Source organism: Dictyobacter formicarum (assembly GCF_016587435.1).
Genome location: NZ_BNJJ01000023.1, coordinates 46,278 through 72,718 on the forward strand (window position 1 = coordinate 46,278; position 26,441 = coordinate 72,718).

The 26,441-nt window shown below is 48.5% G+C and carries 30 protein-coding genes, 2 tRNA genes and 1 pseudogene; 12 read left to right on the plus strand and 21 right to left on the minus strand.

The genetic code is table 11. From position 1 onward, the window contains the following. Window positions 1–110: 110 nt before the first annotated feature. Together JMI88_RS30890 and JMI88_RS30895 are read left to right on the plus strand one after the other, a co-directional pair. Window positions 111–1,220: a sensor histidine kinase gene (locus JMI88_RS30890; protein ID WP_201365898.1), complete on the plus strand. Its 1,110-nt coding sequence runs from the start codon at window positions 111–113 to the stop codon at window positions 1,218–1,220. 444 nt (window positions 1,221–1,664) lie between these two features. Continuing rightward, the gene (locus JMI88_RS30895; RefSeq protein ID WP_201365899.1) at window positions 1,665–2,138 is read left to right on the plus strand and encodes a hypothetical protein; all 474 of its coding nucleotides are present in this window, start codon (window positions 1,665–1,667) and stop codon (window positions 2,136–2,138) included. 23 nt (window positions 2,139–2,161) lie between these two features. On the opposite strand, the gene JMI88_RS30900 is transcribed toward JMI88_RS30895, so the two are convergent. The 3 genes from JMI88_RS30900 to JMI88_RS30910 all read right to left on the minus strand — a co-directional run bounded on the left by JMI88_RS30900 (window position 2,162) and on the right by JMI88_RS30910 (window position 5,291). After that, complete coding sequence (locus tag JMI88_RS30900) at window positions 2,162–3,163, minus strand: tyrosine-type recombinase/integrase (protein ID WP_201365900.1); 1,002 nt, start codon at window positions 3,161–3,163, stop codon at window positions 2,162–2,164. 10 nt (window positions 3,164–3,173) lie between these two features. After that, a complete protein-coding gene (locus JMI88_RS30905) occupies window positions 3,174–4,484 on the minus strand; it encodes a hypothetical protein (RefSeq protein ID WP_201365901.1) in 1,311 nt (436 codons plus the stop codon). 216 nt (window positions 4,485–4,700) lie between these two features. Further along, the gene (locus JMI88_RS30910; protein WP_201365902.1) at window positions 4,701–5,291 is read right to left on the minus strand and encodes a SprT family zinc-dependent metalloprotease; all 591 of its coding nucleotides are present in this window, start codon (window positions 5,289–5,291) and stop codon (window positions 4,701–4,703) included. Between the two features lie 135 nt (window positions 5,292–5,426). Here JMI88_RS30910 and JMI88_RS30915 point away from each other — a divergent pair, with 135 nt between their 5' ends. Further along, entirely contained in the window at window positions 5,427–6,257 is an 831-nt protein-coding gene (locus tag JMI88_RS30915) for a DUF6414 family protein (protein WP_201365903.1), read from the plus strand. Window positions 6,258–6,319: 62 nt separating this feature from the next. On the opposite strand, the gene JMI88_RS30920 is transcribed toward JMI88_RS30915, so the two are convergent. The 10 genes from JMI88_RS30920 to JMI88_RS30965 all read right to left on the minus strand — a co-directional run bounded on the left by JMI88_RS30920 (window position 6,320) and on the right by JMI88_RS30965 (window position 11,269). Further along, a complete protein-coding gene (locus JMI88_RS30920; RefSeq protein ID WP_201365904.1) occupies window positions 6,320–6,556 on the minus strand; it encodes a hypothetical protein in 237 nt (78 codons plus the stop codon). Window positions 6,557–6,566: 10 nt separating this feature from the next. Continuing rightward, the gene (locus tag JMI88_RS30925; protein WP_201365905.1) at window positions 6,567–6,770 is read right to left on the minus strand and encodes a hypothetical protein; all 204 of its coding nucleotides are present in this window, start codon (window positions 6,768–6,770) and stop codon (window positions 6,567–6,569) included. 11 nt (window positions 6,771–6,781) lie between these two features. Next, a complete protein-coding gene (locus JMI88_RS30930; protein ID WP_201365906.1) occupies window positions 6,782–7,759 on the minus strand; it encodes a TOTE conflict system archaeo-eukaryotic primase domain-containing protein in 978 nt (325 codons plus the stop codon). Window positions 7,760–7,840: 81 nt separating this feature from the next. Continuing rightward, complete coding sequence (locus JMI88_RS30935; protein WP_201365907.1) at window positions 7,841–8,554, minus strand: hypothetical protein; 714 nt, start codon at window positions 8,552–8,554, stop codon at window positions 7,841–7,843. Beyond that, the gene (locus JMI88_RS30940) at window positions 8,470–8,847 is read right to left on the minus strand and encodes a hypothetical protein (RefSeq protein WP_201365908.1); all 378 of its coding nucleotides are present in this window, start codon (window positions 8,845–8,847) and stop codon (window positions 8,470–8,472) included. Before JMI88_RS30940 ends, JMI88_RS30935 begins: the two co-directional genes overlap by 85 nt. A 14-nt stretch (window positions 8,848–8,861) precedes the next feature. Then, complete coding sequence (locus JMI88_RS30945) at window positions 8,862–9,500, minus strand: hypothetical protein (RefSeq protein ID WP_201365909.1); 639 nt, start codon at window positions 9,498–9,500, stop codon at window positions 8,862–8,864. Window positions 9,501–9,587: 87 nt separating this feature from the next. After that, window positions 9,588–9,887, minus strand: a complete 300-nt coding sequence (locus tag JMI88_RS30950; RefSeq protein WP_201365910.1) for a hypothetical protein — start codon at window positions 9,885–9,887, stop codon at window positions 9,588–9,590. 12 nt (window positions 9,888–9,899) lie between these two features. Beyond that, complete coding sequence (locus tag JMI88_RS30955) at window positions 9,900–10,523, minus strand: lytic transglycosylase domain-containing protein (RefSeq protein WP_201365911.1); 624 nt, start codon at window positions 10,521–10,523, stop codon at window positions 9,900–9,902. 187 nt (window positions 10,524–10,710) lie between these two features. Beyond that, window positions 10,711–11,100, minus strand: a complete 390-nt coding sequence (locus JMI88_RS30960; protein WP_201365912.1) for a DUF488 domain-containing protein — start codon at window positions 11,098–11,100, stop codon at window positions 10,711–10,713. Between the two features lie 13 nt (window positions 11,101–11,113). Beyond that, on the minus strand, window positions 11,114–11,269 hold the full coding sequence (locus tag JMI88_RS30965; protein ID WP_201365913.1) for a hypothetical protein: 156 nt from the start codon (window positions 11,267–11,269) through the stop codon (window positions 11,114–11,116). A 715-nt stretch (window positions 11,270–11,984) separates the two neighbouring features. On the opposite strand from JMI88_RS30965, the gene JMI88_RS30970 reads away from it, so the two are divergent. From JMI88_RS30970 to JMI88_RS30985, 5 genes and pseudogenes are all read left to right on the plus strand, one after another. After that, complete coding sequence (locus JMI88_RS30970) at window positions 11,985–12,851, plus strand: hypothetical protein (protein WP_201365914.1); 867 nt, start codon at window positions 11,985–11,987, stop codon at window positions 12,849–12,851. Window positions 12,852–12,856: 5 nt separating this feature from the next. Further along, a complete protein-coding gene (locus JMI88_RS30975; RefSeq protein WP_201365915.1) occupies window positions 12,857–13,201 on the plus strand; it encodes an SMR family transporter in 345 nt (114 codons plus the stop codon). Between the two features lie 202 nt (window positions 13,202–13,403). Next, window positions 13,404–14,318, plus strand: a complete 915-nt coding sequence (locus tag JMI88_RS30980) for a DNA methyltransferase (RefSeq protein ID WP_201365916.1) — start codon at window positions 13,404–13,406, stop codon at window positions 14,316–14,318. Window positions 14,319–14,359: 41 nt separating this feature from the next. Further along, window positions 14,360–14,413 (plus strand): annotated as a pseudogene (locus JMI88_RS40415) (hypothetical protein); the annotation flags it as partial. Window positions 14,414–14,476: 63 nt separating this feature from the next. Beyond that, window positions 14,477–15,061, plus strand: a complete 585-nt coding sequence (locus JMI88_RS30985; protein WP_236023129.1) for a restriction endonuclease — start codon at window positions 14,477–14,479, stop codon at window positions 15,059–15,061. A 90-nt stretch (window positions 15,062–15,151) separates the two neighbouring features. Here JMI88_RS30985 and JMI88_RS30990 read toward each other — a convergent pair whose 3' ends face one another. The 4 genes from JMI88_RS30990 to JMI88_RS31005 all read right to left on the minus strand — a co-directional run bounded on the left by JMI88_RS30990 (window position 15,152) and on the right by JMI88_RS31005 (window position 17,377). Then, window positions 15,152–15,475 carry a hypothetical protein gene (locus JMI88_RS30990; protein ID WP_201365917.1) on the minus strand — a complete coding sequence of 108 codons (324 nt, stop codon included), beginning with the start codon at window positions 15,473–15,475 and terminating at the stop codon, window positions 15,152–15,154. Between the two features lie 261 nt (window positions 15,476–15,736). Then, window positions 15,737–15,810, minus strand: a tRNA-Val gene (locus JMI88_RS30995). Window positions 15,811–15,876: 66 nt separating this feature from the next. Beyond that, window positions 15,877–15,956 (minus strand) — tRNA-Leu (locus tag JMI88_RS31000). A gap of 62 nt (window positions 15,957–16,018) precedes the next feature. Then, entirely contained in the window at window positions 16,019–17,377 is a 1,359-nt protein-coding gene (locus JMI88_RS31005) for a glucosaminidase domain-containing protein (RefSeq protein ID WP_201365918.1), read from the minus strand. 743 nt (window positions 17,378–18,120) lie between these two features. On the opposite strand from JMI88_RS31005, the gene JMI88_RS31010 reads away from it, so the two are divergent. The 4 genes from JMI88_RS31010 to JMI88_RS31025 all read left to right on the plus strand — a co-directional run bounded on the left by JMI88_RS31010 (window position 18,121) and on the right by JMI88_RS31025 (window position 22,413). Further along, a complete protein-coding gene (locus JMI88_RS31010; protein WP_268906038.1) occupies window positions 18,121–20,442 on the plus strand; it encodes a serine/threonine protein kinase in 2,322 nt (773 codons plus the stop codon). Window positions 20,443–20,452: 10 nt separating this feature from the next. Continuing rightward, window positions 20,453–21,403 carry a tRNA (adenosine(37)-N6)-dimethylallyltransferase MiaA gene (gene miaA, locus JMI88_RS31015; RefSeq protein WP_201365920.1) on the plus strand — a complete coding sequence of 317 codons (951 nt, stop codon included), beginning with the start codon at window positions 20,453–20,455 and terminating at the stop codon, window positions 21,401–21,403. 160 nt (window positions 21,404–21,563) lie between these two features. After that, entirely contained in the window at window positions 21,564–21,842 is a 279-nt protein-coding gene (locus JMI88_RS31020) for an Lrp/AsnC family transcriptional regulator (protein ID WP_201365921.1), read from the plus strand. A gap of 19 nt (window positions 21,843–21,861) precedes the next feature. Further along, window positions 21,862–22,413: a GNAT family N-acetyltransferase gene (locus JMI88_RS31025; RefSeq protein WP_201365922.1), complete on the plus strand. Its 552-nt coding sequence runs from the start codon at window positions 21,862–21,864 to the stop codon at window positions 22,411–22,413. Between the two features lie 20 nt (window positions 22,414–22,433). Here the strand turns inward: JMI88_RS31025 and JMI88_RS31030 are convergent, their stop codons facing one another. The 4 genes from JMI88_RS31030 to JMI88_RS31045 all read right to left on the minus strand — a co-directional run bounded on the left by JMI88_RS31030 (window position 22,434) and on the right by JMI88_RS31045 (window position 26,160). Continuing rightward, complete coding sequence (locus JMI88_RS31030) at window positions 22,434–23,453, minus strand: helix-turn-helix domain-containing protein (protein ID WP_201365923.1); 1,020 nt, start codon at window positions 23,451–23,453, stop codon at window positions 22,434–22,436. Between the two features lie 142 nt (window positions 23,454–23,595). Next, window positions 23,596–24,471 (minus strand): ABC transporter ATP-binding protein, encoded by an 876-nt coding sequence (locus JMI88_RS31035; RefSeq protein ID WP_201365924.1) that lies wholly within the window; start codon window positions 24,469–24,471, stop codon window positions 23,596–23,598. A 160-nt stretch (window positions 24,472–24,631) separates the two neighbouring features. Beyond that, window positions 24,632–25,414, minus strand: coding sequence for an ABC transporter permease (locus JMI88_RS31040; RefSeq protein ID WP_201365925.1), 783 nt, complete (start codon window positions 25,412–25,414; stop codon window positions 24,632–24,634). 32 nt (window positions 25,415–25,446) lie between these two features. Further along, window positions 25,447–26,160: a hypothetical protein gene (locus JMI88_RS31045; RefSeq protein WP_201365926.1), complete on the minus strand. Its 714-nt coding sequence runs from the start codon at window positions 26,158–26,160 to the stop codon at window positions 25,447–25,449. Window positions 26,161–26,441 lie beyond the last annotated feature (281 nt).

The following is a 26,441-nucleotide window of genomic DNA, read 5'->3' on the forward strand; positions in this document are numbered from 1 at the left end:
TATACGACTATAAAAAACCATCTGCTCGGCTGAGAATATTATGCTGATGGTATAGTATAATGAGAACCCGCTGATAGAGCACCTATAATTTCTGAAGAGGATAAAATAATATGGCATCACAAGCCGGGAAAATTACCAACTCTGATACTCCCATAGTCAAAGAAATAGAAGAAAGAGCTCTCCTGGCAGCGATTGTTGACTCTTCAGATGATGCAATTGTTAGTAAGACACTTGATAGTATCATTATGAGCTGGAATCATGCGGCTGAAGAAATGTTTGGCTACACCGCTGAAGAAGCCGTTGGGCAATCAATTCTCTTGATTGTTCCCCCTGAATTACATCATGAAGAGGTAGAAATCATTCAGAAACTTCGGGCAGGTATTCGCATTCAGCACTATGAAACCGTACGCGTGCGCAAAGATAAAACACGCATCGAGGTTTCCTTGAGTATCTCTCCAGTCAAAGATAGTGAAGGACGAATTATTGGGGGCGCTAAAATTGCTCGTGATATTAGCAAACGAAAAGCTGAAGAACGAAACAAAGATGCGTTCATTAGTATGGCAAGCCATGAACTGAAAACACCCATCACCAGTCTAAAAGGTTTTACGCAAGTATTGCTACGTCGTTTCAAACAGCAAAATGATGAATATACCGTGCGCCTCCTATCACGTATGGATGGACAACTCAATAAGCTCATAAAACGTATCAACGAGATGCTGGATATTTCTATCATAGAATCCGGACAACTCGAATATCATAGAGAAGCATTTGCCGTGAATTCAGTCGTGCAAGAAATTGTGGAGACCGTACAAGAGACGACGCGCACTCACCATATCGTGATAGAGCAGCAGCCATACGTGCAGATATTTGGAGATAAGGATCGTATTGAACAGGTCTTGATGAACCTGCTGACTAACGCTATCAAGTATTCTCCCCAGGCAAATCGCGTGATTGTCCGCGTCGAAACTGATACCAACGGAAGCAATGCCATCATCAAGGTACAGGATTTCGGCTTAGGCATTGCCAGATCTCACCAACAGCACATTTTTCGACGCTTCTATCGTGTTAACGAGGAAAAGAGTCAAAACTTTCCTGGATTGGGTATTGGCCTCTACATCTGCGATGAAATCGTTAAGCGCCATGGAGGGCACATCAGCGTGCAAAGTGAAGAGGGAAAAGGCTCTACTTTCTCGCTTGTGCTTCCTTTATTACCCCAATAGATTGAGCGCATCCACAATAACATACCACTGGTGATTCAGGAAGCGTTGCCACCTGGCTCTCTCATTTTGTGCCAGGGATCTCCAACCAACAGACGAATCAGTAGTTCTCACGCGCCAAAAAGCCCATCCATAGCTTTACTGTCTGCTTGCTATGAATGGGCCTGTCAGGCGGGTTTAGGTGGGCGATTAGGGATTCGAACCCCAGACCTACTGTGTGTAAAACATAGGGTAAGAAAAACGCCCTAAATCAGCCTGTAGAGCCAGTTCACAGGGTATGGAACTGCTACTTTTTTGAGCGAATAAGTAGTTTACAGGACAAAAAGCAGCAGTTCTCAGCTAATTATATCTTTAGAATATTATTGGATTAGAAGACAGCATATACGTTCTCAATTATATAGGCCCCCACAAGTTTTTTCTATTATTAAAAGTAATATGGAGCTATAAATGTTAGACCAAAACATCACGACGCTCTTAGCTGCGCTAATTGGTGGTTTATTATCAGCATTAGGTGGTTTTTTTGCTAATTATTATATACAATCAACCTCCGATAAAATCTCTAAGAAAAAAGAAATTCGTAATATGGCAGAGAAGGTATTTAAAAAAACAGATGAGATAAGCCAAGAACATTTAAATATTCTTGACAATTTGAGTAACCTAAAAAACCTTAAAGATAGTGCCAGGAAAATCACTTTAGCTTTGAGTCAAATAGAATTCATGGTAAATTTTTATTTGCCGCCATTAAGGGAGGACTTCGCTGAATATAAAGGTAAATTTGATAATTTAATAGATGCTATAGAATTTCACAATCTAGAAGATTTAACAACTTACGAAAATACGCATAAATTAAGTAAAGTAAGTAAAAAATATCAATTATCGATTATCGCTTTCTATAATAAAGAAGGATACAGCTATTTTTAGCTGTGTCCTTCTTTTGGTTATTTCTACTCCGTCCAATAACCAGATCCATACACATCGTTATCAGATGAGTTATTTTCATTCCTCAAAGGCGAAAACTTCTCATGAGATTTACGCAAGTGTTGGGTGCTGATAGATGCATAATGGTTTGTCATAGTCAGAGTAGTGTGTCCCATTTGGCGCTGGACATCCAGAGGACTACGGCCCATTTCTAGCTGAGTAGTCGCCATATACCGACGGCAATTATGCGCACCAACTTTTTTCCCATCGATGCCAGTACGTTTCTTTAATCGCTTAAAAAGCATAGAGACACCATGATGTGTAAGAGGCCGCCCATCATCAGCCAGGAAGACGCGATCATCTTTACGCGCAACATCTGTACGCGCCAGGACTGGCCTATGTCCACTCAGATAATGATGCAATGCTCGAAAGCCGTCACGCGAAACCGGAACTTGCTGCCACTTCTGCCCCTTGCGATGCACCAGGAGTAACCTGTCATTCTTATCTATATCGCCCAGGCGAAGCCCGGCTAGCTCGCTCAATCGTATACCAGTATCAATGAACAGTGTGACAATAGCTCTATTCCGAGCTGTCAATGCGCGCCGAAGCGCGGGCTTGTTTATATCGCCTTCTTCACAAGCAGCCAGAAGCTTTTGAATATCATCAGTATTATAAGTAGGGACAAATTTTTTCTCGACACGAGGCAACTTGAAACGGGTAGAAATTGGTTTTTCCAGGTATTCTTCTTGTTCTAACCAATGGCAAAAAACGAGCATTGATTGACCATAGCTATGGATTGATTCGTCGCTCATCTCCTTTCCGCTATGCGTAGGTGTCTTTTTTAAATAGGCCATCCAACCCCTCAAGTGCTCCAGTTTCAACCGTTCCACTTCTTTAATACCATGAGCTGAATGGAGCCAGGTAGAAAAGTAACGCAATCGCTGCTCGTACGTCTGAAGCGTTTTGGGTGTGCAGTTATCCAGCTCGCGCACTTCAAGAAATTCCTGTATAGCCTGCTGTATTTCCATAGAGCACTCCTTACTGAATATCCTCAGAATTATAAATCTGCTGTTTACGATGAACCTCTGCCAGGAAATCACGGCCCTTTTCATCCAGATATTCTTGACCATGATCATAAAGCCACTGGAAGGTAAGAGACATATCAGCGCCAGGCGCAGCATATTCCCCGCCGAGCCAGGCTGACAAGGTTGACGTGTAGCCAATTATCCCAGCCAGGCCACGCTCAAGATTTTTCTCACGTATACGACGACGAACCACCGGCCCCAGGTCAGGCTCAGATGGTTCAGAAAACGCCGACTGAAGAACCACCCAGGCCGGATGTGTCGGCCAGCGCGAACGGTTACTATCTTCTGTTGGCATCACATACCGGAGCCAGCCGTCAGCATCACCGTCAGCGTCACCATCGGCCCGGCCAGCTGCATACGACCATAGCGACGAGAAATGATTGAGGAGATCATAGGCACCCTCGATAGGAACGGCCAGGTTATGCAGAAATGAGCGCGTGATATGAAACTCATTGCGCCAGACGGTAGATGAACCATCCCACTTCCCACCATAGGGACCAGCTGTCCCTTTTTTCCATAGATCATACATCCAGGTCTTATGCGATTTCTGAACAATCTCCAGTGTCTTGTTGTAAATGCGGCAGGAGATCGGCGAAGCACCGGAGCTAAAGCGCATATACGAGGGTATCCGACTATCCAGGTCTACGGTATCTGGCCCATACACGGTTGACTGTTTACGCGCACGAGTCACAAAATCTTGCTGATAGTTTGCCAACGCGAAGTCATAGCCCGTTACGTCAGCGCACAGGTCCACAGACGACACCTGCAAATGGATACGCTCACCGAAGATCGATGCCAGGAACAGATGCATATTGGTCAGCGCATCACCCGCCCAGGGCTGCGACCAGAGGTATTCTGAGGAAAAGCGAACTTGCGCAATGACACTGTTAAACGTGCCACGCGAAATGGTCAGTGTGAGCAATGGACAGGTGAGCAGCCAACGCCACTGACGACCCGCCCCATGTGGCTCAACAAAGAGTGTTGCCCCTTGAAATGACCAATCAGACGCAACAGCCGTCTCGACGCGCTTTGCTTCATCCTGTAAATAACCTAATTCTTGCTGAAGCGCATCATCAAGTTCTTGCTGAATCGGTTGAAACGACTCATCTGAATAGCGAACATTCAAGACCAGGGTATCCACTCCATAGCCAACCAGTTTAATATTGTCGATCAGGGCATCAAAAACCGACAGAAATGATAATGAGGGTGGAGCAGATCCACCCTCAGAACCAGGAGTCACCTTTTCGAAAGAATATTTGCACATAGGCTTACCTCCTCTTGAACTTTTCATATCGACGAGAGAGATAACACTTTGCTCGAAATTCAAGCCAGTTTAATTCAACGTTCATGGCAAAACCGTATGGAGAACGACCCGCAAAGATATCCTTGAGATCGAACCAGGAAGTTAGGTACACGCCATAGAGGAACTGGACAAAGTACCAGCAGAGCCGTGTATACCTCATCATATGTATCCTTTCATTTATTCATCTTTAACCACGAGCGTAAAAAGATCACCACACTGGTTACAAGTTGCATCAAACTCATCACTTGCCACGCGCACCTTGACCGGCTTTTCACAGGAGCACTGGTACAAGCGTAGGCGAGAGCCAGGCGCTTTCTCTTTTGTCCGTGGCACAATTGCAGCATGTGGATAGGGACCGATCCGTGACACATACTCTTGTAGCACCGGAAGCAGCTGCGCCCCAACAACTGTCGCCGTTGGAGGACCATCCAGCCCCACTTTCCGAGCCGCTTGTGAGAACTCTTTCCGATGTCCAAAGCGACCATGAAAATGAGCATGGATCAGTTCATGCAAAAGCGTTCCAAGCACCTGGATAGAGTCAGAGAGACGAGGAGAAATGAAAATTTGCGCGACCCCATCGGCGCACATCGTTGGAGGGAAACACTGTCCAATGGTGACATGTTTATCACCGCCACCGCCGGACATCGGCCAACCACAGGAGACACGAACGGGAACCGGAGCCAGGCCGCAGCGTTGCATATGCTCAAAAAGAAAGAGCGTTGCATGATACAGCCAGGACTCACGGAACTGCTGAAGCTGTTCATCCATAAAACCACCTCAAAAGTTAGCGTTTAAACGGGGACTTTTTTCCTAACTGTTATACCAGGATTAGAACATCCGTTATATATTCATATTGATATATGTTGGTTAAACCAGACACATCATGTAGAAAGTGGAATTACAATGGCAAAACTTATTCTCAGGCACTTTTTCTATCTCAACGAAAGCATAGTAGATGACTATCTTTCGCAGTTGGAGGGTGGTTTACAAGAAGGACCATATACCACAAAGGAAGTAAAATCGGGAAATAAAGGAGGAAGTGCAGGGACTAAATACTTTATTGAAGCCAACATAAATGCTGGTTCATCCACGTCTTCTGAAACGACACAAACGATACGCGAAACTCCCACAGCAAAATTTAATCGCATGTACAGTCTCTTACAAGAAAATGAGGAAGAGATAATACATCCTTTAAGTGGGTTCGACCAGGCTGTATATGATCAGATTGAGCCTGCGGAAATCGTAGAAGTTCGAGGAATTGCAAAGTTGCCCCAATGGGAAAAAATAGCAAAGGCAGTTAATGATACGTCAGGTCTTTTAGATATAATGAAAGCGCTAGGGCAAGACCCTTTTGCCGATCCAGGAGCGCTTGAGGCTTATCAAGGTATCACTGGCATCATGAATAGTAAAAGTCAGGATGATACAGTTCTGATAATCGCACCTATAGGCTCACCTAAATTTAAATTTGTAACAAAGCTTGAAGCGTCATACATACGTAGTAAGAAAGAAGAGTTCGAGACAGAAGTAACCATATTAGGCAAAGTAACCAGGCGCTTAGCCAAAGGTGAAAAAATTGACATCTTTAGTGTTCTACCAGATGTAGATGCGCTGCAAAATCTTAATCGAGCACAACGGAGGCAAGCTGGAAAAAATAAAACATCTACAGAAACACCATTGGATGAAAAAGTAGGTTATCCTGCTATACAAATACAGCCAATAGCCATTTATCAGTAAAACTCACAGAGAATGTAAATAGACAGGCGCGTGTTACTTGTGTGCGCCTGTCTACCATGCCGCTAGTACATGCTCAATTCCCAATGCTCTAGCAGATTGACTGTACACTCAGGACCATAGAGTGAGGCAGAGGAAGCGGAGCGAACACAATAAACGAGCGACGACCGACAGCAAAATGACGCATACCCAAAGGCTTTCACAATCATATTGGCTTGCTGTTCGGTGGTTGCCCAGGCGACAATGCCCAGGCAGCCATCAATTTGAGCCATGTCATAGGCCACAACAATAAACAGCGGCATCCTCTACCTCCTATGCTTGATAGACCTCGATAGGAGCCAACCAACGGCCAACATTCAGACTATGGACTTGCAGGACACCACGCACACGGCGAGCACGATTGATACGATGAATGCCACCATCAGCCATCCGAGCATACACACCGTTATTGCGACCATTTACATTCGCCCATACGGCTTCATTAATTGCCCGAACACCGGCTAAACGTTCCATCATTGAGATACCTCCTAGAAGTGACCACCCGCCAGAATGTGTGACCACAAGTCGCGAGCGGAGAGTCCATAGTAGTAGCGGAGAAAATCGAAGAGCGATCCACCTTGACGCCAGACATGACAGTACCAGCAACAAATGTCAGGATAGGTGGGATAATAGGCACGAAACGACGGATGGGTGTCCACACCATCATCATGATGAGCACCAAAGGGACAACACCCCAACCCTCGCTGATCAAGCTGGACATACCGACTAATGATTGCTACCGGGTCTTGCTGGTTACACCAATCCCGAATGGTCAGTGATGAGCCAGCAGAATCTGTACGAGCAACAGGATTGAAGGATATGGCCCGCGGTGTCGTGGGCGCAGCCTGGTCAGTGACCAGGGACGGGGCAGACGCCGGAACCGGAGCCCGCTGGACAGTGGAGAACCAGGCCAGCATGTCAGCCAGCGATGCCGCCACCGGCACGAACTGCCCCTGCGACCAGGTTACAAACGGATAGCATTCACCCGTCAGACGATGCACACCGAGCGGCAGCCGAACCAGCGAGCCTAGCGGCATACTCTCAGATAAAGCATCCTGCTTTGGGTAGAACTCGACACCAGATGGACAGAAGGGTAACAACCAACGACGCGCTAGTGCAGGCGAGGCCGGATCACGGAAGAAGACGCGCAGATGCGCGCCACGGCGCGACTGTTCCAGGTAGGACGGCACCCCCGCCCCCGCCAACTGCATTTGGGCCTGGAGGAGATCGACCAGGCCAGACGACGCGTCACTATCAAAGACGGCGAACCGACATAGCCCATACTCATCAATGAGATAGGAGCCAATCGTCTGCACGCCTTGCAGGTGACGATAAACCACATCATAGGTGAGCGGGCAGCCAGCGCGATAATAGCGGCCATCCGACCGCTGATACGCATAATCATCACGACGGCCTACACAGCATGCCATAAAGGCATCAAGCAGGTGTTTTGTGACCACAACCATAGCAATCACCAAGAGCAATGAACGCACGCCTGCCAACCGTAGAGAACGGCGTGCAGGCGTGCAGGCGTGCAAGAGATGGCGTTAGTTTCCGGCTGACCAGTTTGCCAGTTGACCGAAAAGCCCTCGCTTTTGAGGAGGAGCAGGAGGTATGGCGACCGGAGGACCACCGACGTTCAGTTGTTGGGTCGTGCCAGTAAAGGGTGCATTCTGCGTGACCTGGCCGGGGATAATTGTTGGCTGATTATAGGCAGGACCAGGCGCAGGAAGCCCAGGAAAAGGAGGAGCTTGCGGTGCAGCCAGCGCAGGAGCGGCAGCCGCAGGCGTGATGCGTGTCACCGAGGATTGATGACGTGCCGGGAGTTGCAACGGCTCTGTTTTCAGGCCAAAGCTATAGTCACCCTGTTCAGCATAAGTGACGGCCTGTTGGGCGTTGTTGGCCGCCATGCGCTTGTAGGCATCTTTGATGCTCTGGTCCTGATTAGCAACTTTCTGCGCTTCACGGAGCATATTTTGATGATGTTCCGCATTCTCAACTTTCATCGCCATCACGGCCAGTTCCGACCCACTTTCCATATGCTCCTTAATCATATGCTTGGGATCGTAGACGGCCAGGACCGCCAGCGCCACCGGGAAGAGCATACCCATACCCGCCTTGAACACATTCGCCAGCGACGGCGACATGTAGGTTGTCACTGCACTGACCAGGAAGTTCATTTCGCCCGATTTGGCCGCCCAGGCCAGGCCGCAGCCAGCCGAGACGACGACGCCGAACAAACCGACCAAGAACGGTACCAACGCCGCAATGGTATACTTCCAGCCCAATGAACAGAGGATTTTGACGAAGCGGAAGAAACAGAACACCAGCGCCTCGACAAACAGCCCTTTGAACGTAGCAATCGCCGTATTGGCGAAATCGGCACCAGTGAGCGCCAGATGCCCACCCGTGAAAGCCCAGGCGTTTTGGTATAGGACGAGACGACCATGAGGAACAAGGGCAGGACCACCGTGAGCAGCACATCAAAGCGCTCACGGTTCTGATGAATGCCAATCATGCTGCGCAGATTGACTTTAAACTTTGCGACGGCCATGCGCACACCTCCTGTTAGGCAACTTGGACATTCAGACCCGGCAACGACACACGACTGACAGTAAAGTTGACTTGTGGCTGATCAGGACGGCCATCCTGAAACTTGCGCATGCGCAGCGCATAACTGACGACTTCAAAGCCTACCGCCTGACGGCGAGCCGACGCGATCACCGGCACCAACTGGGCATGCTGGGGATCATCCGGCCACATCTGGCACGGCCAGGCATTGCCCATTTCATCAATGGCGGTCAGCGAGATGAGCTTAGACGGCCCATTCTTGGTATTGAGATCAAAGACATTGCCAGTCTTGACCGTGCCAGAGAAGAACAGGCCAGAGGCCGACGCCGGTTGTTTGGGATCAGGTTGCGTCACATTCGTAACAATGAAGTTGATTTGCGGCTGTTTATTGCCATCCTTGAATTGGCGCATGCGCACCGTATAGCCAGCAATTTCAAACTGAATGCGTTGACGGCGAAGAGAGCCAATCAGTTGGAGCAGTTGAGCATGTTGCTGATCATCCGGCCACATCTGACAGCTGAAAGTATTGCCCAACGCATCGACAGCCGTAAACGAAATCAACTGTTTCTCAGAACCATCTTTACCCTTGACCACGAAGACACCACCGTTTTTCACCAGACCAGTAAAATTCATCATAGTGTTTTCTCCTCGAAATGAACAAAAGATGTGGCCTGATGCACAGCGCAGCAGGCCAGAGATGGACAAACGGACGACGAAACGACCTTACCAAAGTGTTTGTTGCTCAGCCGTGTATGACGAGAACGCTTGATGTGATGAAGCATGCTTCATCGGCAAGCGCTGGAGATTGATACTGGAGTGTACTGGACACATGACCACATGAGCACCGTGTAAGACATAGCCCAGGCAGCCAGGACAATGGCCCATAGCATGACAATAGACGACCTTAGCAGGCATATCAGCAAACCGCCCTAATTTGACCCCGACCTCGCGCACACATCGATACCACCCAGGCGCAGCCGTCACCCGCCAATCGTGCCCTAACGTGTCGCATTTTTCTTTCATTGGCCAGACCTCCTATCCAAGAATCACCGCAATATAGTGCTGTGTCTCAGCAGGCAGACACAACTGCCACCGAGCACCACACTGAACACGCGCATGGTTCAAAGCCACAGGGCCAGCGTTATAGGCGGCCAGCGCCGCCGACTCACTACCATATTGGCGAATATACGAGGCCATCAGCCGGGCCGCCGCTTGCAGCGATTGCACCGGATCATGTGGATTAATGCCCAGGCCCGCAGCAGTTGCAGGCATGAATTGAGCGATCCCAACGGCACCAGCGGGAGAGATCGCGCCAGGATGAAACCCGCTTTCCTGATTGATCTGTCGCACAAACAGATCAGGATCAATACCAGCTGCCACCGCATCTTGACGCGCCAGGCTGGCATAGTTGACGGAGCCAGCGCTTGACGGATGATGGATCAGCGCAGCCCCCGATGTATCAGCCAGAGCGGGAACCTTGACCAGAAAAGTCACGGCGAAGAGATGGTAGAAGAAGAGGAGGAGACTCAAAAGAAACACATTACGAGCCAGGATACGACACATGCGAGGATTGCCAGGCCGATTCGTGACCAGGACAGCCAGAGCAGCAACGATGATCACAACCGCGTACAATCCCCAATCACGAAGCAGCGACATCATGTCACATCCTCCATGAAGAGCTAGACGAACACGTGTAGGAACCGCAGCAGCAACGGCCAATCCAGATAGATGCCTACCACAGCCAGGACCAGCAGCATCACCACCAGCCAGTTGTGTGACCAGCGCATACCCACCACCTTTCAAAAGTCAGCGTTTAAACGGGGACTTTTCCAGAAGTGAACGAAAACTAAAGGTGAGCAACCTCACACCCATAGCGTTGTTGCAGAAGACCAGCGACAACAGAGCGATGGCACGAGCCAGGTTGACTACAGGCGCACAATAAACAGACAGCATAGCCACGCTGGAGCCAGAAACCAACCGACGAAAGACCAGCAGCAGGATCAGCGAGCACAATGGGCAGCGCATGATCACGATAGTTCAGATTGCCAAGTTCAGGCACGTGATGATATTGATTGCCGAACCGCTGCGCCAGGACGGAGCCACGAAACCGAGGATGAAACCGTGACTTAGGACTCAAACGAATATCGATGAGGATCACGGACGGATTCAGCATCAGGGCCGCTAGTATATCTTCAGCCCCACGAGCAGCATAACCAAACGTAAAGACCGTACCCACCTGCACCACCTTTCTAAGCTGCATATAGCAGGCTCAGATCATCGCTCAGAATCCAGTCAGAACACTCAACACAGATATAAATTTTGAGCAGCAGGTTGGGATCATCAAGGTCGAGAACTGGATAGACTTCTTCGCACTCAGCGCCGCAACATTCACAATGACACTGCATAGGAACACCTCTTTCACAGGCGACTAATTATTGACAGGAAGTATCGCAAGCCAGAGCTATCTAACCGTGGCTACCAGGGTTAGCGTCTAGCGGCCAGGCAAGGAACCCGACCGCCAACCGTCAACCTTTGTAGTCGATGAATAGGAACGCCAATCATTGACAATCGTGCTACCCATCCTTCCCTTGCCAATGAAAGACGCTTAAACAGACGCCGCACCAGGCGTCAAGGTTACTTCGTAACACGCCACCTATCACGGCGTACAAGCCAGAAGAGCTGCACCGTACACCTTACTTCGCCTTCAATGCACAGCCGCCCGCGAACTTGCGCGAGAGCTTTCAGTCCCTTCTGACACCCCTTATAAACTTTGAAGTTAGGCATGCGAGAACGTACCTACACATGCCAGGCCGCAGTCAGGAGCATTCACACACGCGCTACCATGTGTCAGAGGCTCAAACGTTGGCTTTCCTCAGTGTGCCAGACCCCTTAGAGAACCTATCAAATTGTTCATGTGCCACCTGTAGTCAGTCAAATTATTTTCTGACTAATCACATGCTTCAATTATAGTCAGTCAAATTATTTTCGTCAACATAATTTGACTCAAATTTTATTAAAACTGACTGTTTTAATAAAATTTTAATATTTCATGGAATGTTTGACTATTTTTGATATGTTGACTATAATTATTCAAAAGAGGCCAAAAAAGGGAGTCAAATTATGAGTCAAGAAAAATACATCTCATCAAAAGAAGGAGCAGCCTTATTAGGCGTGACAAAGCAATCGTTTTTTTATTATGTAGAGTCTAGAGGGATAAGAAGGCGAGAGATTAACGACGGAGGAAAAGACCAGTACGAGTATAGCTATGATGACCTCGTAAATATTAAAGATGAGGTTCAGGCTAAAATAACAAGCAGGAAAAAGAGCACATCCACAAAGGCCGCGGGAGCTACCAGAGAAGTAGGAAAACAAAAAGAGCCATCGGGAAAAACAGCATGGGCAGCTGCTGAAGACCTGCCCTACATCTATGCTTTAGACTGTGATACCTACGGCCTTGAGTATTCTGTTCCACCAACCAAGACGATCCATTGGTGGCAAAAAAATCAGACAGCTATTAGAGTGCTCTACAACGAAGAGAATCGCAAAGATATATGGGGATGTTTGACTCTGTTACCAATGGAAGAGGAAATAATCTTTAATCTGCTAAGAGGTGACTTAAGCGAGCAGCAGATAACAGCAGACCACATTTTAACGTATGAGCCGGGCAAGGAATACAACTGCTATGTAACCTCTTGCGTGATCAGGCCAGATAAGAGCAGTTCCTTCAACTCACTTCTTAATAGCGTGCTGGAACACTGGATAAACCATCCAGAAATAAAAATTAACAAGCTATACGGTTTCGCAGCAGGAGCGACCGAGGATATGTCAGATGAAAATGATGGAATGAGATTGATCAAAAAACTATTCTTCAGCCCTCGATATGACATAGACAAAAACGCCTGGGAGCTGAACTTAAACTACTACAATCCATCTCCAATCATTCAGAAATTTCAGAAGCGATTAAAGGAAGCAAGAAAAGAGAATTAAGCAGGATGCTCCAACAATTTTTTGTATCCATTCCTAAATGGCTCTACTTCTTACTCATCTTAGTAGCGTTTGAACTAGTAGCGGATATCCTGGCAAAACAGTTTGCCATCAGCGGCAAATACACATTTGCAATTTTATCAATTGTAGGATTTATAGCAGCCAACACCGCCTGGCTCATAAGTTTGAGAACTGGAGCAGAACTAGGCAAAGGCGCAGTTCTTTTTTCTGTTCTCTCAGCTATTGGAGCAGTGATTGTAGCTATCCTTATCTACCATGAGAAAGTGTCAACTTACCAGTTCATTGGCTTGATATTAGGCATCGCAGCAATTGCATTTCTCTCAATTGAATAACATAAGTATAGACATCAACTTAAGCCCCAGCAGATTCACTCAAGGAATTGAGAAGAAATGCCGGGGTTTTGTATTTAGGCGGAGATAAAAATAGTTATGGATCAGCAACGATATAAAAAGTAGGTATCTATCGAGCGAGCTTTTATTGACATTAATGATAGGCGGGTATATGATGCCATAAGTATACGGAGGGAGGCCGCACATGACATTACAGCCTATCACTGAGAATACGCTGTTCTATGGAGATAATCTAGATATTTTAGACCAGTACATTGCAGATAATAGTGTTGATCTGGTTTATCTTGATCCACCTTTTAATTCAAACCGCAACTATAATGTGTTATTTAAAGATGAGAGTGGTCAAGATAGTGAAGCACAAATCACTGCATTTGAAGATACTTGGCATTGGAATTACATTGCAGAGCAGACTTATAATGATCTAGTTACTAATGCAACTCCCCAGGTAAGTAAACTGATAGAGGCTCTAAGATCAGCTATAGGCACGAATCAAATGACTGCGTACCTTGTTATGATGGCCGCAAGGTTAGTTGAATTACATCGTGTGCTCAAACCTACAGGTAGTTTATATTTGCATTGCGATATGACTGCAAGCCATTATCTTAAAATTATTCTTGATACAATTTTTACACCTGAAAAATTCCGCAATGAAATTATTTGGAAACGTACGAGCGCTAGAAGTGATTCTCATAAATGGAACCACATCCATGATGTTATCCTATTTTATACAAAAACTGATTCCTATACTTGGAATACACAATACACTGCTTATGATCAAGAATATATTGATAGTTTTTATAAAAACGTTGAGCCTGAAACTGGTAGAAGATATGCTTCAGATAATTTAACTGCTTCTGGAACAAGAGATGGTAGTTCTGGTGATACATGGAGAGGCATAAATGTGCGAGCCAAGGGTATCCACTGGAAATATACAATAGAAACACTAGAGCAGTTAGATAAAGAAGGGCGAATTATATGGCCCAAGAAAGAAGGTGGTGTTCCTCGTTATAAGCGTTATTTAGATGAAATGCCAGGAGTTGCTATCCAATCTATTATAACTAACATCCCCCGTTATCAGCATTTTCAGCAGAAAAATTAGGTTATCCTACTCAAAAACCATTAGCTCTACTTGAACGTATCATCTTAGCTAGCAGTAACCCAGGAGATATTATTCTTGATCCCTTTTGCGGTTGTGGTACTGCTGTAGCAGCTGCTCAAAAACTTGATCGCAAATGGATAGGTATTGACATTACCCATTTGAGTATTGCCCTCCAAAAATACCGCCTTGAAGCAATGTATCCAGGTATCAAGTTTCAAGTCAAAGGTGAGCCTAATGACTTAGGAGCTGCCATACAGCTTTCTCGCGAAGACCGTTATCAGTTTCAATGGTGGGCATTATCACTTATTCGTGCTAAACCACTTGGCGGCCAGGAAGGAAGTAAAGAAGGCAAAAAAGGCAGCGATAAAGGGATTGATGGAGTTATTGCCTTTATCGATGATAACACAGGCAAAGCCAAGCGCGTACTTGTCCAGGTAAAATCAGGGCATGTGAAATCTGGTGATATCCGTGATCTACGAGGAACGATACAGAGAGAACAAGCGGCTATTGGTGTATTCATAACGCTAGAAAGCCCTTCTCGCGACATGATCACGGAGAGTGTGAGCGCAGGCTTCTATCATTCAGTTGGCTGGGGCCAGGATTATCCACGCATTCAAATACTTACCATTGATGATCTTTTACGTGGACGTACCCAGTTGAAAATGCCACCACAATTCGGAACGTTCAAACAAGCATCACGAGTACAGAGAAACATCGCTGAACAGCCTGAATTGTTCGGCTAGAAGATCTACAAGCAAGTCCTTCTATAAACATAAAGAGCACCTGGCGGAAATAACCAGGTGCTTTATGCTGTGTACTGAGAAGTAAAGAGATTAAGATTTGTTTCTCAAATCAGTCAGCAACTGCAAAATCTGATCAAGTTTCTTATCCAAAACATCGAAACGTTTATCATGCATATCAAGGTGAGCATCTTGCGCAGCAAAATGATTATCTTGTCGCTCGAAACGATCAAGCATATCCTGCTTAAAATCTGCTATTTGACTTCGCACAGCATTAAGGCGCTCATAGGCACCCATAGCCAGGCCCTTCACCAGAGCCAGATCTACAGCTGAATCCTGGTAAGCTCTTACGGTTTCAGCTTTGAACTGCTTCAGATCGTTTTCTACAGTGGTTAAGCGCTCTTCTTGAGTTGGCATAGAAACCAGCCTTTCAACGTAAATGGTTGATGGCATCACGTCCTACATAGACGCAATTATACCATACAATAAACGACACCTCATCAAAAGGGGATGAAAAACAGGACTCCCGAGGAGAAGTACACAAATACGAAAGAAGCAACCAGTCAAAGAGGAAAAAAAACAGCAGTTCTGACGAATCAGCCGTTCTCACGTAGCAAAAAGCCCATCCATAGCTTTGCTGTCTGCTTGCTATGAATGGGCCTGTCAGGCGGGTTTAGGTGGGCGATTAGGGATTCGAACCCCAGACCTACTGTGTGTAAAACAGTCGCTCTAACCAACTGAGCTAATCGCCCTTGATATGTCTCGCAGATGTGTATGAGCATCCGATTCAATTGCTCTTTTCGGATGCTGTTATCAGGTGCCCTCGAGTGGACTCGAACCACCACGCCTCTCGGCACAGCCCCTCAAGCTGCTGCGTATACCATTCCGCCACGAGGGCATTTACTGCGCGACTACGTGGACTATATTAACACCGATGACGCTATTTTGTCAACAGTTTTTTTAGGAATTTTCGGGGTTGCCGCCAAATCGTTTCAGGAGTCCTCCTTCTTTACTTTCGGCTTTTACCGGGGCTCTATCTGGTAGAGTTATGCCTGTCTTGATGGGCTTGAGCGTTTCAGTGTTGCTGGCTGTGATTTTTCCTATAGTTATTGGCTGCAACTGTTCTGTGTCGAGGTCGGACGATTTGATGAGCCGGGTTGGATGTGCCAGTCGAGGGCTGCTGCTATATGGGTGCGCCGACTTTTTGGTGTGCTGCGGGTAAATCGGCGCTTCGTTGTAAGCGGGCATATACGGCGTGAGCGGGACAGTTCCGATGCCTGCCAGGCTGGGCGTGGGAGGGACCACTCCAATGTCGGCCAGCATGGGGGTGGGTGGAACTGGCGCCAGTTCTTCAGTGTTTGTGAGGCGCGGTATCGCGGCCAGGCTGGTACGCGTCCAGGTAGATGTGCCCGGGGCGATAATGACTTTGCGCCGCCGTAGTACCAGGCCAGCATATGCCAGGAGAATGGCCAGCAGCATGATGCCTTCAATCAGCAGCGGTTGCTGTTGGCTGGCTGACTGATCAGGCTGGCTGCTTATATCTATTGGGCCCTGAGTACTATGGATCGGCGTGGGTTGTGACTTTGGAGTTTGATCGTTATTGCCCTCGGTTTTGTCGAGCCAGAGTTGATGACGTTTTGCGCTGGCCTGTTGCTCCCAGTTTTGTTCGTTGCCAATTGGTATATAGGCACGCGCCTGGGGTGTGGGTTGCGCGGTTGGTGCAGCCTGGGGAATCGCCGTTGGAGTTGGTGGTGGCGCTTCATTACGGTAGCGGGCCATCAGATTGACCACTTTATAGGCCCAGTTGCCAGAGCCGGAAGTGCCAACATAGGGTCCACTGATACTGTAGACGGTAGTGGCTCCCTGACTAACATATCTATTATGGAGCAAATTGAACCACTCGGTTATCGCTACTCCATAGGAAGGATAGATAGTGTAGCCGTCATAGGCCACCGGATAAACGCCGTTGCCACGCACACTGCCAGGATTACGGTCTCCCAGCCCGACGCCAGCCATGCCATCGTTTGTTTCGGTCCACCATACCGCCAGAGCAAAGGCATCATCAATATTGGTGTTGCGTGAGGCCTGCTCGACGATGGCTCCTGTGCCAACCATAGGGCTTCCCACCTGGGCAAAAATATGATCTACGGTGGCAGCCGAAAGGGAAGGAGCACCAACAACCGACATATCCGCGGCCTTACTGCTTTGTTGCGTCTGCCAGAAAAATCCTGCTATTCCACCGACCACAATCATGAACGAACTGAGCGCGAGTAATAGATGAGTTTTTTGTCGACGCCGGGATCTAATTATGCTTGTCATACAAAATACCAACCTTGACTCTCTTACAAACATTTGTTAGAGACATTATAAACAGACACATGAAATAATACTCTGCAGGGTCCGTATTTTTTTGAACGAGAAATGCAATATAGTTCGTTGATAATAGATATGATTGTATGTGCAGGTCAGCGTCTGATACAGATGCTGGCTTGTGGAATATATCTGCTCCTCAGCGCGCTAAGGAGCAAAGCACTCCCTTACGGGCGGGCGCATGCGCGCCCCAGCTATTGTTATTTGCTGACAGTGTGCACTGCGCATCAACAAATGGAAGATGTTTTGAGCTCCTATAAGATTGAAGCTCATGCCATAAGAAGACGATTATGATGAAAATCAAGCATTCGTTAGTTGAAACGGAATTTGTCGATTAAATACCTGGCTTGTGGATTGGCATGTGTCTATGTAGTAAATATGCTACATTTATGGCGCGATGGGTTATTGATGCTAATAGTACTTATGCTTGTGTACGTTTTACTTTGTAACAATATTTTACGTCAAATTATGTGTATGATTCTGTACAGGAACAGTCATATAAGTAGTGGTAGTGTGATCAATTGAATTGTAACATGCCTCAAGAATTTAAGGGCGTAATCTACCTTCCTAGTAGGTAGTAGGTCCTAACGGGGGTATGCTATACTGAAGGGCACATATCGTATCCCGTACAAATGCAGTGAAAAGATGGGGGGCTCACAATCAGCGGCCGATCGAAACACCAAACCGGTCTTTTGGACCGCGGCACCTTTCTTCATAAGCGCTACCAGATCCAAAGAGTGATTGGAAAAGGTGGCATGGGTGCGGTATATCTGGCGAAGGATATTAAAGAGCAGGGACAACTCTACGCCATCAAGGAGATGAGTCTGTCTTTAATCCCGCAAAATGAGCAGCAACAAACAATCCACAACTTTAAGGTTGAGGCAAAAATGTTATGGTCCTTGCACCATCCTAATTTGCCTACCGTTCATGGCGTGTTCACCCAGAATGATCGTTACTTTCTGGTCATGGATTATATTGATGGATTTACGCTAGAGGAATTGCTGGAGCGTAATAAGGCTCCCTTTCCTGAGCGGCGTGTGCTGGATTGGGCTCGTCAGTTGTGTGATGTGCTGGCCTACCTGCATAGCCATAGTCCACCGATCATTTTCCGTGATATGAAACCAGGAAATATTATGTTGTCGCGCAGTGGCCAGGTTAAGCTGATTGATTTTGGAATTGCGCGTTTCTTTCGTCCCTCAAATGCGCCCGATACGCAGATATTAGGGACGCCTGGTTATGCGCCTCCTGAGCAGTATGGGAAGGCGCAGACTGATGAGCGTTCGGATATCTATGCGCTGGGGATGACAATCTTCCATCTGTTGACCAATACGTTATCGGATGAAGGCTTTGGCTTAGAGCATGTGCGCGATATTAATCCGCGTATCTCTCCCATGGTGGCGCGCGCTCTGGAGAAGGCAACCAGCATTAAGCCCAGTGATCGCTATGAGAGCGTTGAGATATTCCGTCATGCTTTACTGGGTGTGGGCACTTTTGGTTTTGCTACCGGCGATGTCGCTTCGACTCCCGAAGAACTGGCAAGATTGTGCGCTACCTACCCTGAGGAAGCGGCTGAATATTTGCTGGATCAAGAGATTGAATCCTGGTTATTAGACCTGGGCGAAGATGAGTTGTCGGAAATCGCCAACCATCTGGCCAGGACGGTTGCTGATCCAGTCGATGCAATTGAAAAATTTGTCGAGGCTGTGCTCTATAATAAAGGGGGCCCAGGCCGCTACACGCTTCCACCAGACGTAAATTTAAACAATACGGTGAGCAACGTCAATGTACAGGTACGTAACCCGACCGCCCGGCATTATACTCCTCCTCCTGTAACGCAGACGGCCAGCGCCAACAGTCGGCAGCGCCAGACGCAGAAGGGACATATGCCTGTACCTGTCAGTCCTCGTGTGCTGGATTTTGGTACAGTCTATCCCGGCCTCTCGGCCCCATTGAAGATTACTATTGGGGATGCCGCCGGTCATGAGGTGAGCGGGACTATACATACTGATGAAGCCTGGATTCAGTTGAGCCAGACGACTTTTGATGCACCTCTGACCGAGATTAATGTACGTGTTAATAGTTTGCAGCTATCACGCCAGAATCACTATAGCGGCTTGATTGTGATCAGGATGGATGATGATGCGCGGGGCGAATTGATTGTGAAGGTGGAGGCGGAGGTGCAGGGCTTTATTGTGCGCAACAAGCGCCATCCGGGTCGCACTAATGGAGCAGACCTCGATTACTATGATGATGATGAACTCGATAGCCAGGGCGAGTTTCCGGCCATAAAAGGCAGTGGCCAACAGGTCATGACGCCGCCGACGCTGTTTCCGCGTAGCAGCGGAGATCTGGCCAAATATGGCACACCGAACATGAATGACTGGAATCCCTGGCCGATGGGGAACACGTTGCGCCGTTGGCGCTTATTAATGCTGACGCTGATGTGCTCATTTATGCTGGCCAGTCTTGCCTATACCTGGCTGGCACCGTGGCATCCTCTCCCATTGAACGGACCAGCGCACAACAGTAATCCTTTGTTCTTATTGATCCTTTTTATCTCTATTCCAGTCTCTACCATTGGTGCCCTTGTGCTGCAATTTGAGCGCAGTTGGCGCGCTCAGGGCGTCTATAATCGTTCTTTAACAGGGATGGCCAGTTCCCTGGTGATCCTTGGTCTGGGCGAGTTAATCTGGCAGATTGCAGTACGTTCCCCGTTAGGCTGGGTTCAATTAGTAGTCATGCTGGCAACCGCGGCCATTGGAGCAACTACAGGCGTCTATACACGCCCTCACCGCTCGATTCTGGCCCTGATCAAGAGTGTGCAGTCCTCAACCCACCAGTCGCGCTGGATGATGATTATATTGGCCCTGCTGGTTGGCTCTATCCTGGGCATCTTCCTGACGTTTGGCTTCGGCTTCAACCTCTTTACAGTGTTTGGTATCCTGTTAGCGATAGGCATTACTGTGGGGTTAGTAGAACGGGTTGATTATCTGGTGAAGTACAAGCTTCTTTAGAAGGATTGTCGTGGGGAACGAAACAAACATAGCGCGGCCAGACCTGATTGTTATACTGGGTCCGACTGCTTCTGGTAAGAGCGCGCTGGGTATCGCGCTGGCACAACGCTTTAATGGAGAGATCGTCTCCGCGGATTCGCGACAGGTATATCGTGGTCTGGATATTGGGACCGCCAAGGTGACACCGGAAGAGAGGAGCCTGGTGCCCCATCATCTGCTGGATGTTGTGGAGCCAGAGGAGGTCTATAGCGTAGCGCAATTTCAGCATGAGGCGATTGCTGCGATCAACGCGATCCTGCACTGTGGACGCCAGCCCTTGCTGGTGGGGGGCTCGCCACATTATATTCAGACGGTAGTGGACCATTTTGATATTCCGACCGTAGCACCGCAACCGGAGTTGCGCGCGCAGTTGGAGGCTCGTCCTCTAGAGGATCTATTGCTACAATTGGAACAACTTGATCCTCAGAGCGCAGCCAGCATCGACCGCCAGAATCCTCGCCGTGTGATCCGGGCGCTAGAAGTTTGCCTGGTAACCGGCAAACCCTTCTCGCAGCAGCGTGGAATTTCGCGGCCGCTATATCGTTGCCTCTTACTGGGTATCCAGTGGCCGCGAGAGATCCTTTACCAGCGTATCGATAGCCGCATTGATGAACGGCTGCAGCAGGGTCTGGTGGCGGAAGTACAGGCACAACTGGAAAAAGGTCTGACCCATGAACGCCTGGACGCGTTTGGCCTTGAATATCGCTTTGTGAGCCGCTGGCTACGAGGCGAATTCGCCAGCGAAGCCGAGATGGTACAGCGCTTAAAATATGCCTCGCACGATTTTGCGCGTCGCCAGTTAAGCTGGTTCAGACGAGATAAGAGTATCCTCTGGCTCGATGGACCGGGAGATTGCATTGAGCAGGCAAGCACTGCTGTGCAGGCCTTTCTAAACCAGCCCGAAGAAATTTCCACTTCCTAAATGAAATGTATTGGCCGCAGGCACGAAACGCATGCTTTTTCCATTTTTTCACAAAATGGGGATCCCGAGCGCACACGATTGGAGCATATAGGATATAATAATGGGGAATTATTCTGCTTGATGGCTTTTTGTATGTGGCGTAAAGAAAGGGAATAGAGCAATGGTTACCGCACTTGTCTTAATCAATGTGCAGCGTGGCACTGTGAATGAGACCGCACAGCGCTTATTAGAGGTGAATGGTGTGGCAGAGGTCTATTCAGTGACTGGTGAATACGATCTGGTTGCTTTATTGCGTTTCCAAAATTATGAAGATCTTGCCAGCGTAGTGACTGATCATATGTTGAAAATCACTACTATTACTAAAACACATACATTGATGGGCTTTAAATGCTTTTCACGAGCTGATCTGCAGCAAGCCTGGGATTTAGGGGTTGAATAATTAGGATCACCTGATTTTTATGATATTGCAAACTGAACGGCTTATATTACGAGATTTCGATGAACGAGATTGGAAGCTAACGCTGGAGTATCAATCTGATCCTGAATTCTTGCGCTTTAATCCCTGGACACATCGCACTGAGACGGATGCACACTCTTTGATCAGGATGTTTATCAATTGGAGCCGTGAGCAGCCTCGTAAGAAGTACCAGCTGGCGATTGTTTTGCGTGAGAATAATCAGTTGATCGGCAATTGTGGCCTGCGCATGAATCACGCGCATGCTGAGGTGGCTGATCTGGGCTATGAGCTAGATCGTCGTTACTGGCACAATGGGTACGCCACTGAGGCTTCGCAGGCACTGCTGGCGTTTGGCTTTGAGCAGTTGCAGTTGCATCGGATCTGGGCTTATTGCCTGTCGGAAAATATCGCTTCGGCACATGTATTGGAAAAAATCGGCATGCGCTATGAAGGTTTACAGCTTGAAAGCGAATGGATGAAGGGGCGCTGGTGGAACACTTTGCAGTATGCGATGCTGGAGCGTGAATGGCAAAGCATGCATCCGCATTCCTAGTTTCCCTTTTCCGGCGGTCTCTATAGCGTCCAGACCCGGACATTTTTAAAGGCGGCTTCCGCTGGTCCAGCAGTCATTGAGCCTGCGAGCAAGCCGATCTGTCCATGGGTGTAACCTCCATCATGAATCGATGAAACCTCTTGCCGATTGACATAGAGCGTCAGTACATCATGCTGGGCCACAACCGCGATCAAGTTAGGTTGCTGCAAGCCCTGGTTGAAGGCTTTGCTATTGCCCTGGTCAAGCAGCGTGGCATGGGCAATGCTATTGTCGGCGAAGCGATAGAACCAGTACGAGCCATCGGTATGGATACGGAAAAGATAGAAGTGCCCGTCGATACTGTTTTCTGATCGGAAGACGATGCCTCCAAATTCCCCTTGCTGAATGGTCATCTCTACCTCGTAAGCAAAATTGGTATAATCGGTTTTCTGAGCAATGCATGCGTGAAAATAACCGGTCAGGGGTTGATAGGCAACATAGGTATTATTTTTGAACAGGCAACGTGCCTGGCTCGCGTTGGCCCCTTCCTGCCAGTTAATGGCGGGATCAGGCTGCTGCAGCGTGCTGTTAAGCACCAGGCGGCCTGTATGGGGAGGATAGGGATCAGGTGGTCCAAAGCTGATGAAGCCGCTGGTATAGGCGATGAGCGCAGCGCTGACTACTACCATCATTACTATGAGCGGAACGAGGATGAAGATGCGCTTTCGAGGTGCCGGTGGCGGTTCTGAGGCCGGAATTTCAGCCACTACTTCACTTATCTCCATGACGGGAGTCAGTGTCGCGGCCTGATCTTCTGTAAGACCGGTAGGTATGGTAGGCGATGGTTCCATTACCAGCCCGAGCTCATAGGCATCCATATCCAGCCGTGAGCACAGTTTTTCGCGGAAGTAGGCGGAAGGGACAGAAACGTTACGCTCCCACGAACTGATGCGATTAGGGGTCGTGCCCAGTTCTTCTGCCATGCGGGCCTGTGACCAGCCACGCATCTCACGCTGATATTTCACGATCTCAGAGAAGGTCTTTTGTTTAGAGGTCTCCATCTGGCGCACCTGCGTTTCTGTATTGATTTACTTGTATTATAGCATTTCTAACAGAAAAAACGTATACATCTCTGATTTTCATGGCATCAATGAAAAGCCTGTGGCATCATCAATGATTGCCACAGGCTTTGTTGCTCTCACTTTATCGTGTGGGCTGGTTGTGCATAAACCAGACATAGCCATCTTCGAGGCCGGGTTCAGCGGGGGTTGCTTGCTGCCTGGTCGCCGGCGTGCCAACCACGCGATACTGGGTAGCGTTACTCATCTGCGTGGTCGAAACGATACTGAAGTTGCCCTCAGGTCGTATTCCATCGGTGGTGATATGCCAGACATGACCACGCGTTTGCTCAAGCATCTGGACAATCGTGCCCTGGAAGATGATCTGACCAGCTTTCATCATCGCAATATTACGGCAGGTCTGTGCGATATCTTCAACAATATGGGTTGAGAGAAGGACCGTGCGTTCTCCGGCCAGATCCGAGAGCAGGTTACGAAAGCGAATACGCTCCTCGGGATCCAGACCAGCGGTTGGCTCATCGACAATCAAGAAACGAGGATTATTGAGCAGGGCCTGCGCGATCCCCACGCGCCGCTTCATGCCGCCTGAGTACGTTTTTATCTTGCGCTGGGCCACATGTTTCAGTGCCACCATCTCCAGTAGCTCCTCGACACGCTGCTGACGTACTTTGCGCTCACTGAGACCTTTCAGGATCGCCACGTAATCCAGAAATTCACGTGCGCTCAGATCGGGATACATACCCAGGTCCTGCGGTAGATAGCCCAGTATTTTTTGCACCTGCTGGCGGCCCTGCGCGCTGGTGGCCTCGTAGGGTCCAATCTGGATCGTCCCGCTGGTAGGTTGTAGAATGCCAGCCAGTATACGCATAAACGTTGTTTTACCAGCTCCGTTGGGTCCCAGCAGACCAAACATACCGTTGGGGATCTCCAGCGACAGATTATCCAATGCCTGCACATGGCCGCGATATATTTTATTGAGTTGCTGAATTTGAATGTTCATTATTTGCTGATCCTTCCTATCTTTTATCTCTTGCGTCGCTTGTTTTGTCATTTTTGTTTTTCGATTGGTGTTGTTGTATATAGCATAGTGGCTGACCTTTCTTTTGTGACGCGTCTATAGTCGGGTTTATTGGTCAGGTCTATAGGCGGGTATACATGCCTTATTGATGTCGCTGTTGCCATTGCTGATAGCCATTCAAAGCCAGCATGATCAGCACAGCCAATCCGAGCAACAGCAACATGCTTGCCAGTCCTTGGACGGCGTTGGCTCGCTCGACCGGGAAGACGGTGACTCCGAAGAAACCACGGCTCATATAGCCACCCGCTGGCGTGAGAATGGTATCGCTCAGGGTGGGGATGCCATGTGGTTTGTAGAGATTACCCCAGAACCAGTAGCCGACGAACAGAAATTGAAACAGTGGTACCCAGATGAGCGCCGGAGTGGCGATCGCGACCGCTCCTACCAGCAGCATGCCCGGTAAAATGATCGTGACAAAGGTGGCGATGGCCAGCAAGAAAACATAGGCATTGAGCGTCTGTACAAAGATGACCAGGATGCCCAGGGTATAGAAGATCAGAATTGGCAGGAGCGTCGCCAGCGTACTGCCCAGGTATTTACCCCATAGCCTGGCCGCCGATGAACCTGGTAGCGTTGTCAAAATCTCCTGCACATGCGTCCGCTTATCACGGGGCAGACGATCGGCGATCAAGATGGCTACCGCCACCGGTAACAGGTAGTTGACAATATTGGTCCAGTAGGCTGTGGTGGCCACAAGTGGAGCGTCTTTAAGATGCTGGATCATTGGAATGACGCCCGGCGTTCTGAACATAAAGCCCAGGATGATTAACTGGATGAAGCCCATAGTGATCCAGAGCCAGGGACGTCGTATTTGCATACGGAATTCGTATTTAAAAGCTCCCAGGAGCGTTGCAAACATAGACATGCGTCAAATCCTTTCATGCGATAGGGGTTCTATTATTCAGCGCTGGCGCTTTTGAGCAGACTTTCGGTGTTGCGTAAGAGTAGCCAGTTGATCGGGATCAAGATGATCGCAACGGCCAGCAATTCCAGACGATTGGTGAGCCAGAACGGTGCATCTGGCATCAATGTGGTAGGAAAGAGTACAAAAGATTGGAGCCACGCGTTGGTTTCTAGCAGGTTTTTGATAAACAGGGCCTGCAAGATCCAGATGCCGCCCAGGACAGCTCCGCTGGCCGAGATACTGTGCGTCAGGATAGTGATACAAAAGCCCACACTCATAAACCAGAGCAGCGGGGCCAGCCAGATTAACTGGCCTACCAGGAATTGCCAGCCGAGGGCCCAGGATTGTATCTGTTGCGGCTGATAGCCCAGCTTGAAGCTGAACAGGATCGTATTGGTCAGGAAGCTGACGCAGGCTGCCCAGATCAGCACCAGCAGAAAGCGGTACATGGCCGTGCGTCGATAGTTAGTGGGCATTGTTAGCTGGAGCTCCAGTGCTGGATCGTGTAGACCGGTGGCGGCCACAATCGCGCCCATGGCGAGCGGCAAAAACATCTCCTGGCTCGCCATCAAGGCATGGGAAGTGTTGACACCCAGTATGTGTAGCAGTATGGCCAGTGCACCTAACAGAACGATCACCAGCAGCGGTGGCAGTATAACTTTCGGCCCCAGCAGGCGCAACTCATAGCGCAATAATTGTCTATTCATGGTGATTTCCTTTTATATCTTCTAGAGCGTAAACAATGTTGTGTTTCTCGGTACGTCTAAAGAATAAAGGAAATGATGGAGGTTGTGATGCGGCTGAAGTCGCGTCTTTTTTATACGTCTCCAGACCTGCTTTAAAGTGCTTCTTGCGGACGGGCGCTGCAGACGCGTAGCATCAGTCATAGGTGCTGACGAGGATATCGGGGACATTACGAGCATGCTGGGGGCATGATCTCCTCCTCCTCCTTGCCTCAGCTTGAAGGCGCGACAAGGCGAGTATGCAG

What these genes read in the sequence shown, in the direction of transcription:
- JMI88_RS31025 (WP_201365922.1), top strand. Translation starts at nt 21,862, where the DNA reads ATGATATTGCAAACTGAACGGCTTATATTACGAGATTTCGATGAACGA.
- JMI88_RS31005 (WP_201365918.1), bottom strand. Translation starts at nt 17,377, where the DNA reads ATGACAAGCATAATTAGATCCCGGCGTCGACAAAAAACTCATCTATTA.
- JMI88_RS30990 (WP_201365917.1), bottom strand. Translation starts at nt 15,475, where the DNA reads ATGCCAACTCAAGAAGAGCGCTTAACCACTGTAGAAAACGATCTGAAG.
- JMI88_RS30910 (WP_201365902.1), bottom strand. Translation starts at nt 5,291, where the DNA reads ATGGATGAACAGCTTCAGCAGTTCCGTGAGTCCTGGCTGTATCATGCA.
- JMI88_RS30890 (WP_201365898.1), top strand. Translation starts at nt 111, where the DNA reads ATGGCATCACAAGCCGGGAAAATTACCAACTCTGATACTCCCATAGTC.
- JMI88_RS30950 (WP_201365910.1), bottom strand. Translation starts at nt 9,887, where the DNA reads ATGAAAGAAAAATGCGACACGTTAGGGCACGATTGGCGGGTGACGGCT.
- JMI88_RS30940 (WP_201365908.1), bottom strand. Translation starts at nt 8,847, where the DNA reads ATGGCCGTCGCAAAGTTTAAAGTCAATCTGCGCAGCATGATTGGCATT.
- JMI88_RS30895 (WP_201365899.1), top strand. Translation starts at nt 1,665, where the DNA reads ATGTTAGACCAAAACATCACGACGCTCTTAGCTGCGCTAATTGGTGGT.
- JMI88_RS30970 (WP_201365914.1), top strand. Translation starts at nt 11,985, where the DNA reads ATGAGTCAAGAAAAATACATCTCATCAAAAGAAGGAGCAGCCTTATTA.
- JMI88_RS30915 (WP_201365903.1), top strand. Translation starts at nt 5,427, where the DNA reads ATGGCAAAACTTATTCTCAGGCACTTTTTCTATCTCAACGAAAGCATA.
- JMI88_RS30965 (WP_201365913.1), bottom strand. Translation starts at nt 11,269, where the DNA reads ATGCAGTGTCATTGTGAATGTTGCGGCGCTGAGTGCGAAGAAGTCTAT.
- JMI88_RS30925 (WP_201365905.1), bottom strand. Translation starts at nt 6,770, where the DNA reads ATGATGGAACGTTTAGCCGGTGTTCGGGCAATTAATGAAGCCGTATGG.
- JMI88_RS30930 (WP_201365906.1), bottom strand. Translation starts at nt 7,759, where the DNA reads ATGGTTGTGGTCACAAAACACCTGCTTGATGCCTTTATGGCATGCTGT.
- JMI88_RS30920 (WP_201365904.1), bottom strand. Translation starts at nt 6,556, where the DNA reads ATGCCGCTGTTTATTGTTGTGGCCTATGACATGGCTCAAATTGATGGC.
- JMI88_RS31035 (WP_201365924.1), bottom strand. Translation starts at nt 24,471, where the DNA reads ATGAACATTCAAATTCAGCAACTCAATAAAATATATCGCGGCCATGTG.
- JMI88_RS30980 (WP_201365916.1), top strand. Translation starts at nt 13,404, where the DNA reads ATGACATTACAGCCTATCACTGAGAATACGCTGTTCTATGGAGATAAT.
- JMI88_RS31040 (WP_201365925.1), bottom strand. Translation starts at nt 25,414, where the DNA reads ATGTCTATGTTTGCAACGCTCCTGGGAGCTTTTAAATACGAATTCCGT.
- JMI88_RS31030 (WP_201365923.1), bottom strand. Translation starts at nt 23,453, where the DNA reads ATGGAGACCTCTAAACAAAAGACCTTCTCTGAGATCGTGAAATATCAG.
- JMI88_RS31045 (WP_201365926.1), bottom strand. Translation starts at nt 26,160, where the DNA reads ATGAATAGACAATTATTGCGCTATGAGTTGCGCCTGCTGGGGCCGAAA.
- JMI88_RS30955 (WP_201365911.1), bottom strand. Translation starts at nt 10,523, where the DNA reads ATGATGTCGCTGCTTCGTGATTGGGGATTGTACGCGGTTGTGATCATC.
- JMI88_RS30905 (WP_201365901.1), bottom strand. Translation starts at nt 4,484, where the DNA reads ATGTGCAAATATTCTTTCGAAAAGGTGACTCCTGGTTCTGAGGGTGGA.
- JMI88_RS31020 (WP_201365921.1), top strand. Translation starts at nt 21,564, where the DNA reads ATGGTTACCGCACTTGTCTTAATCAATGTGCAGCGTGGCACTGTGAAT.
- JMI88_RS30975 (WP_201365915.1), top strand. Translation starts at nt 12,857, where the DNA reads ATGCTCCAACAATTTTTTGTATCCATTCCTAAATGGCTCTACTTCTTA.
- JMI88_RS30945 (WP_201365909.1), bottom strand. Translation starts at nt 9,500, where the DNA reads ATGATGAATTTTACTGGTCTGGTGAAAAACGGTGGTGTCTTCGTGGTC.
- JMI88_RS30900 (WP_201365900.1), bottom strand. Translation starts at nt 3,163, where the DNA reads ATGGAAATACAGCAGGCTATACAGGAATTTCTTGAAGTGCGCGAGCTG.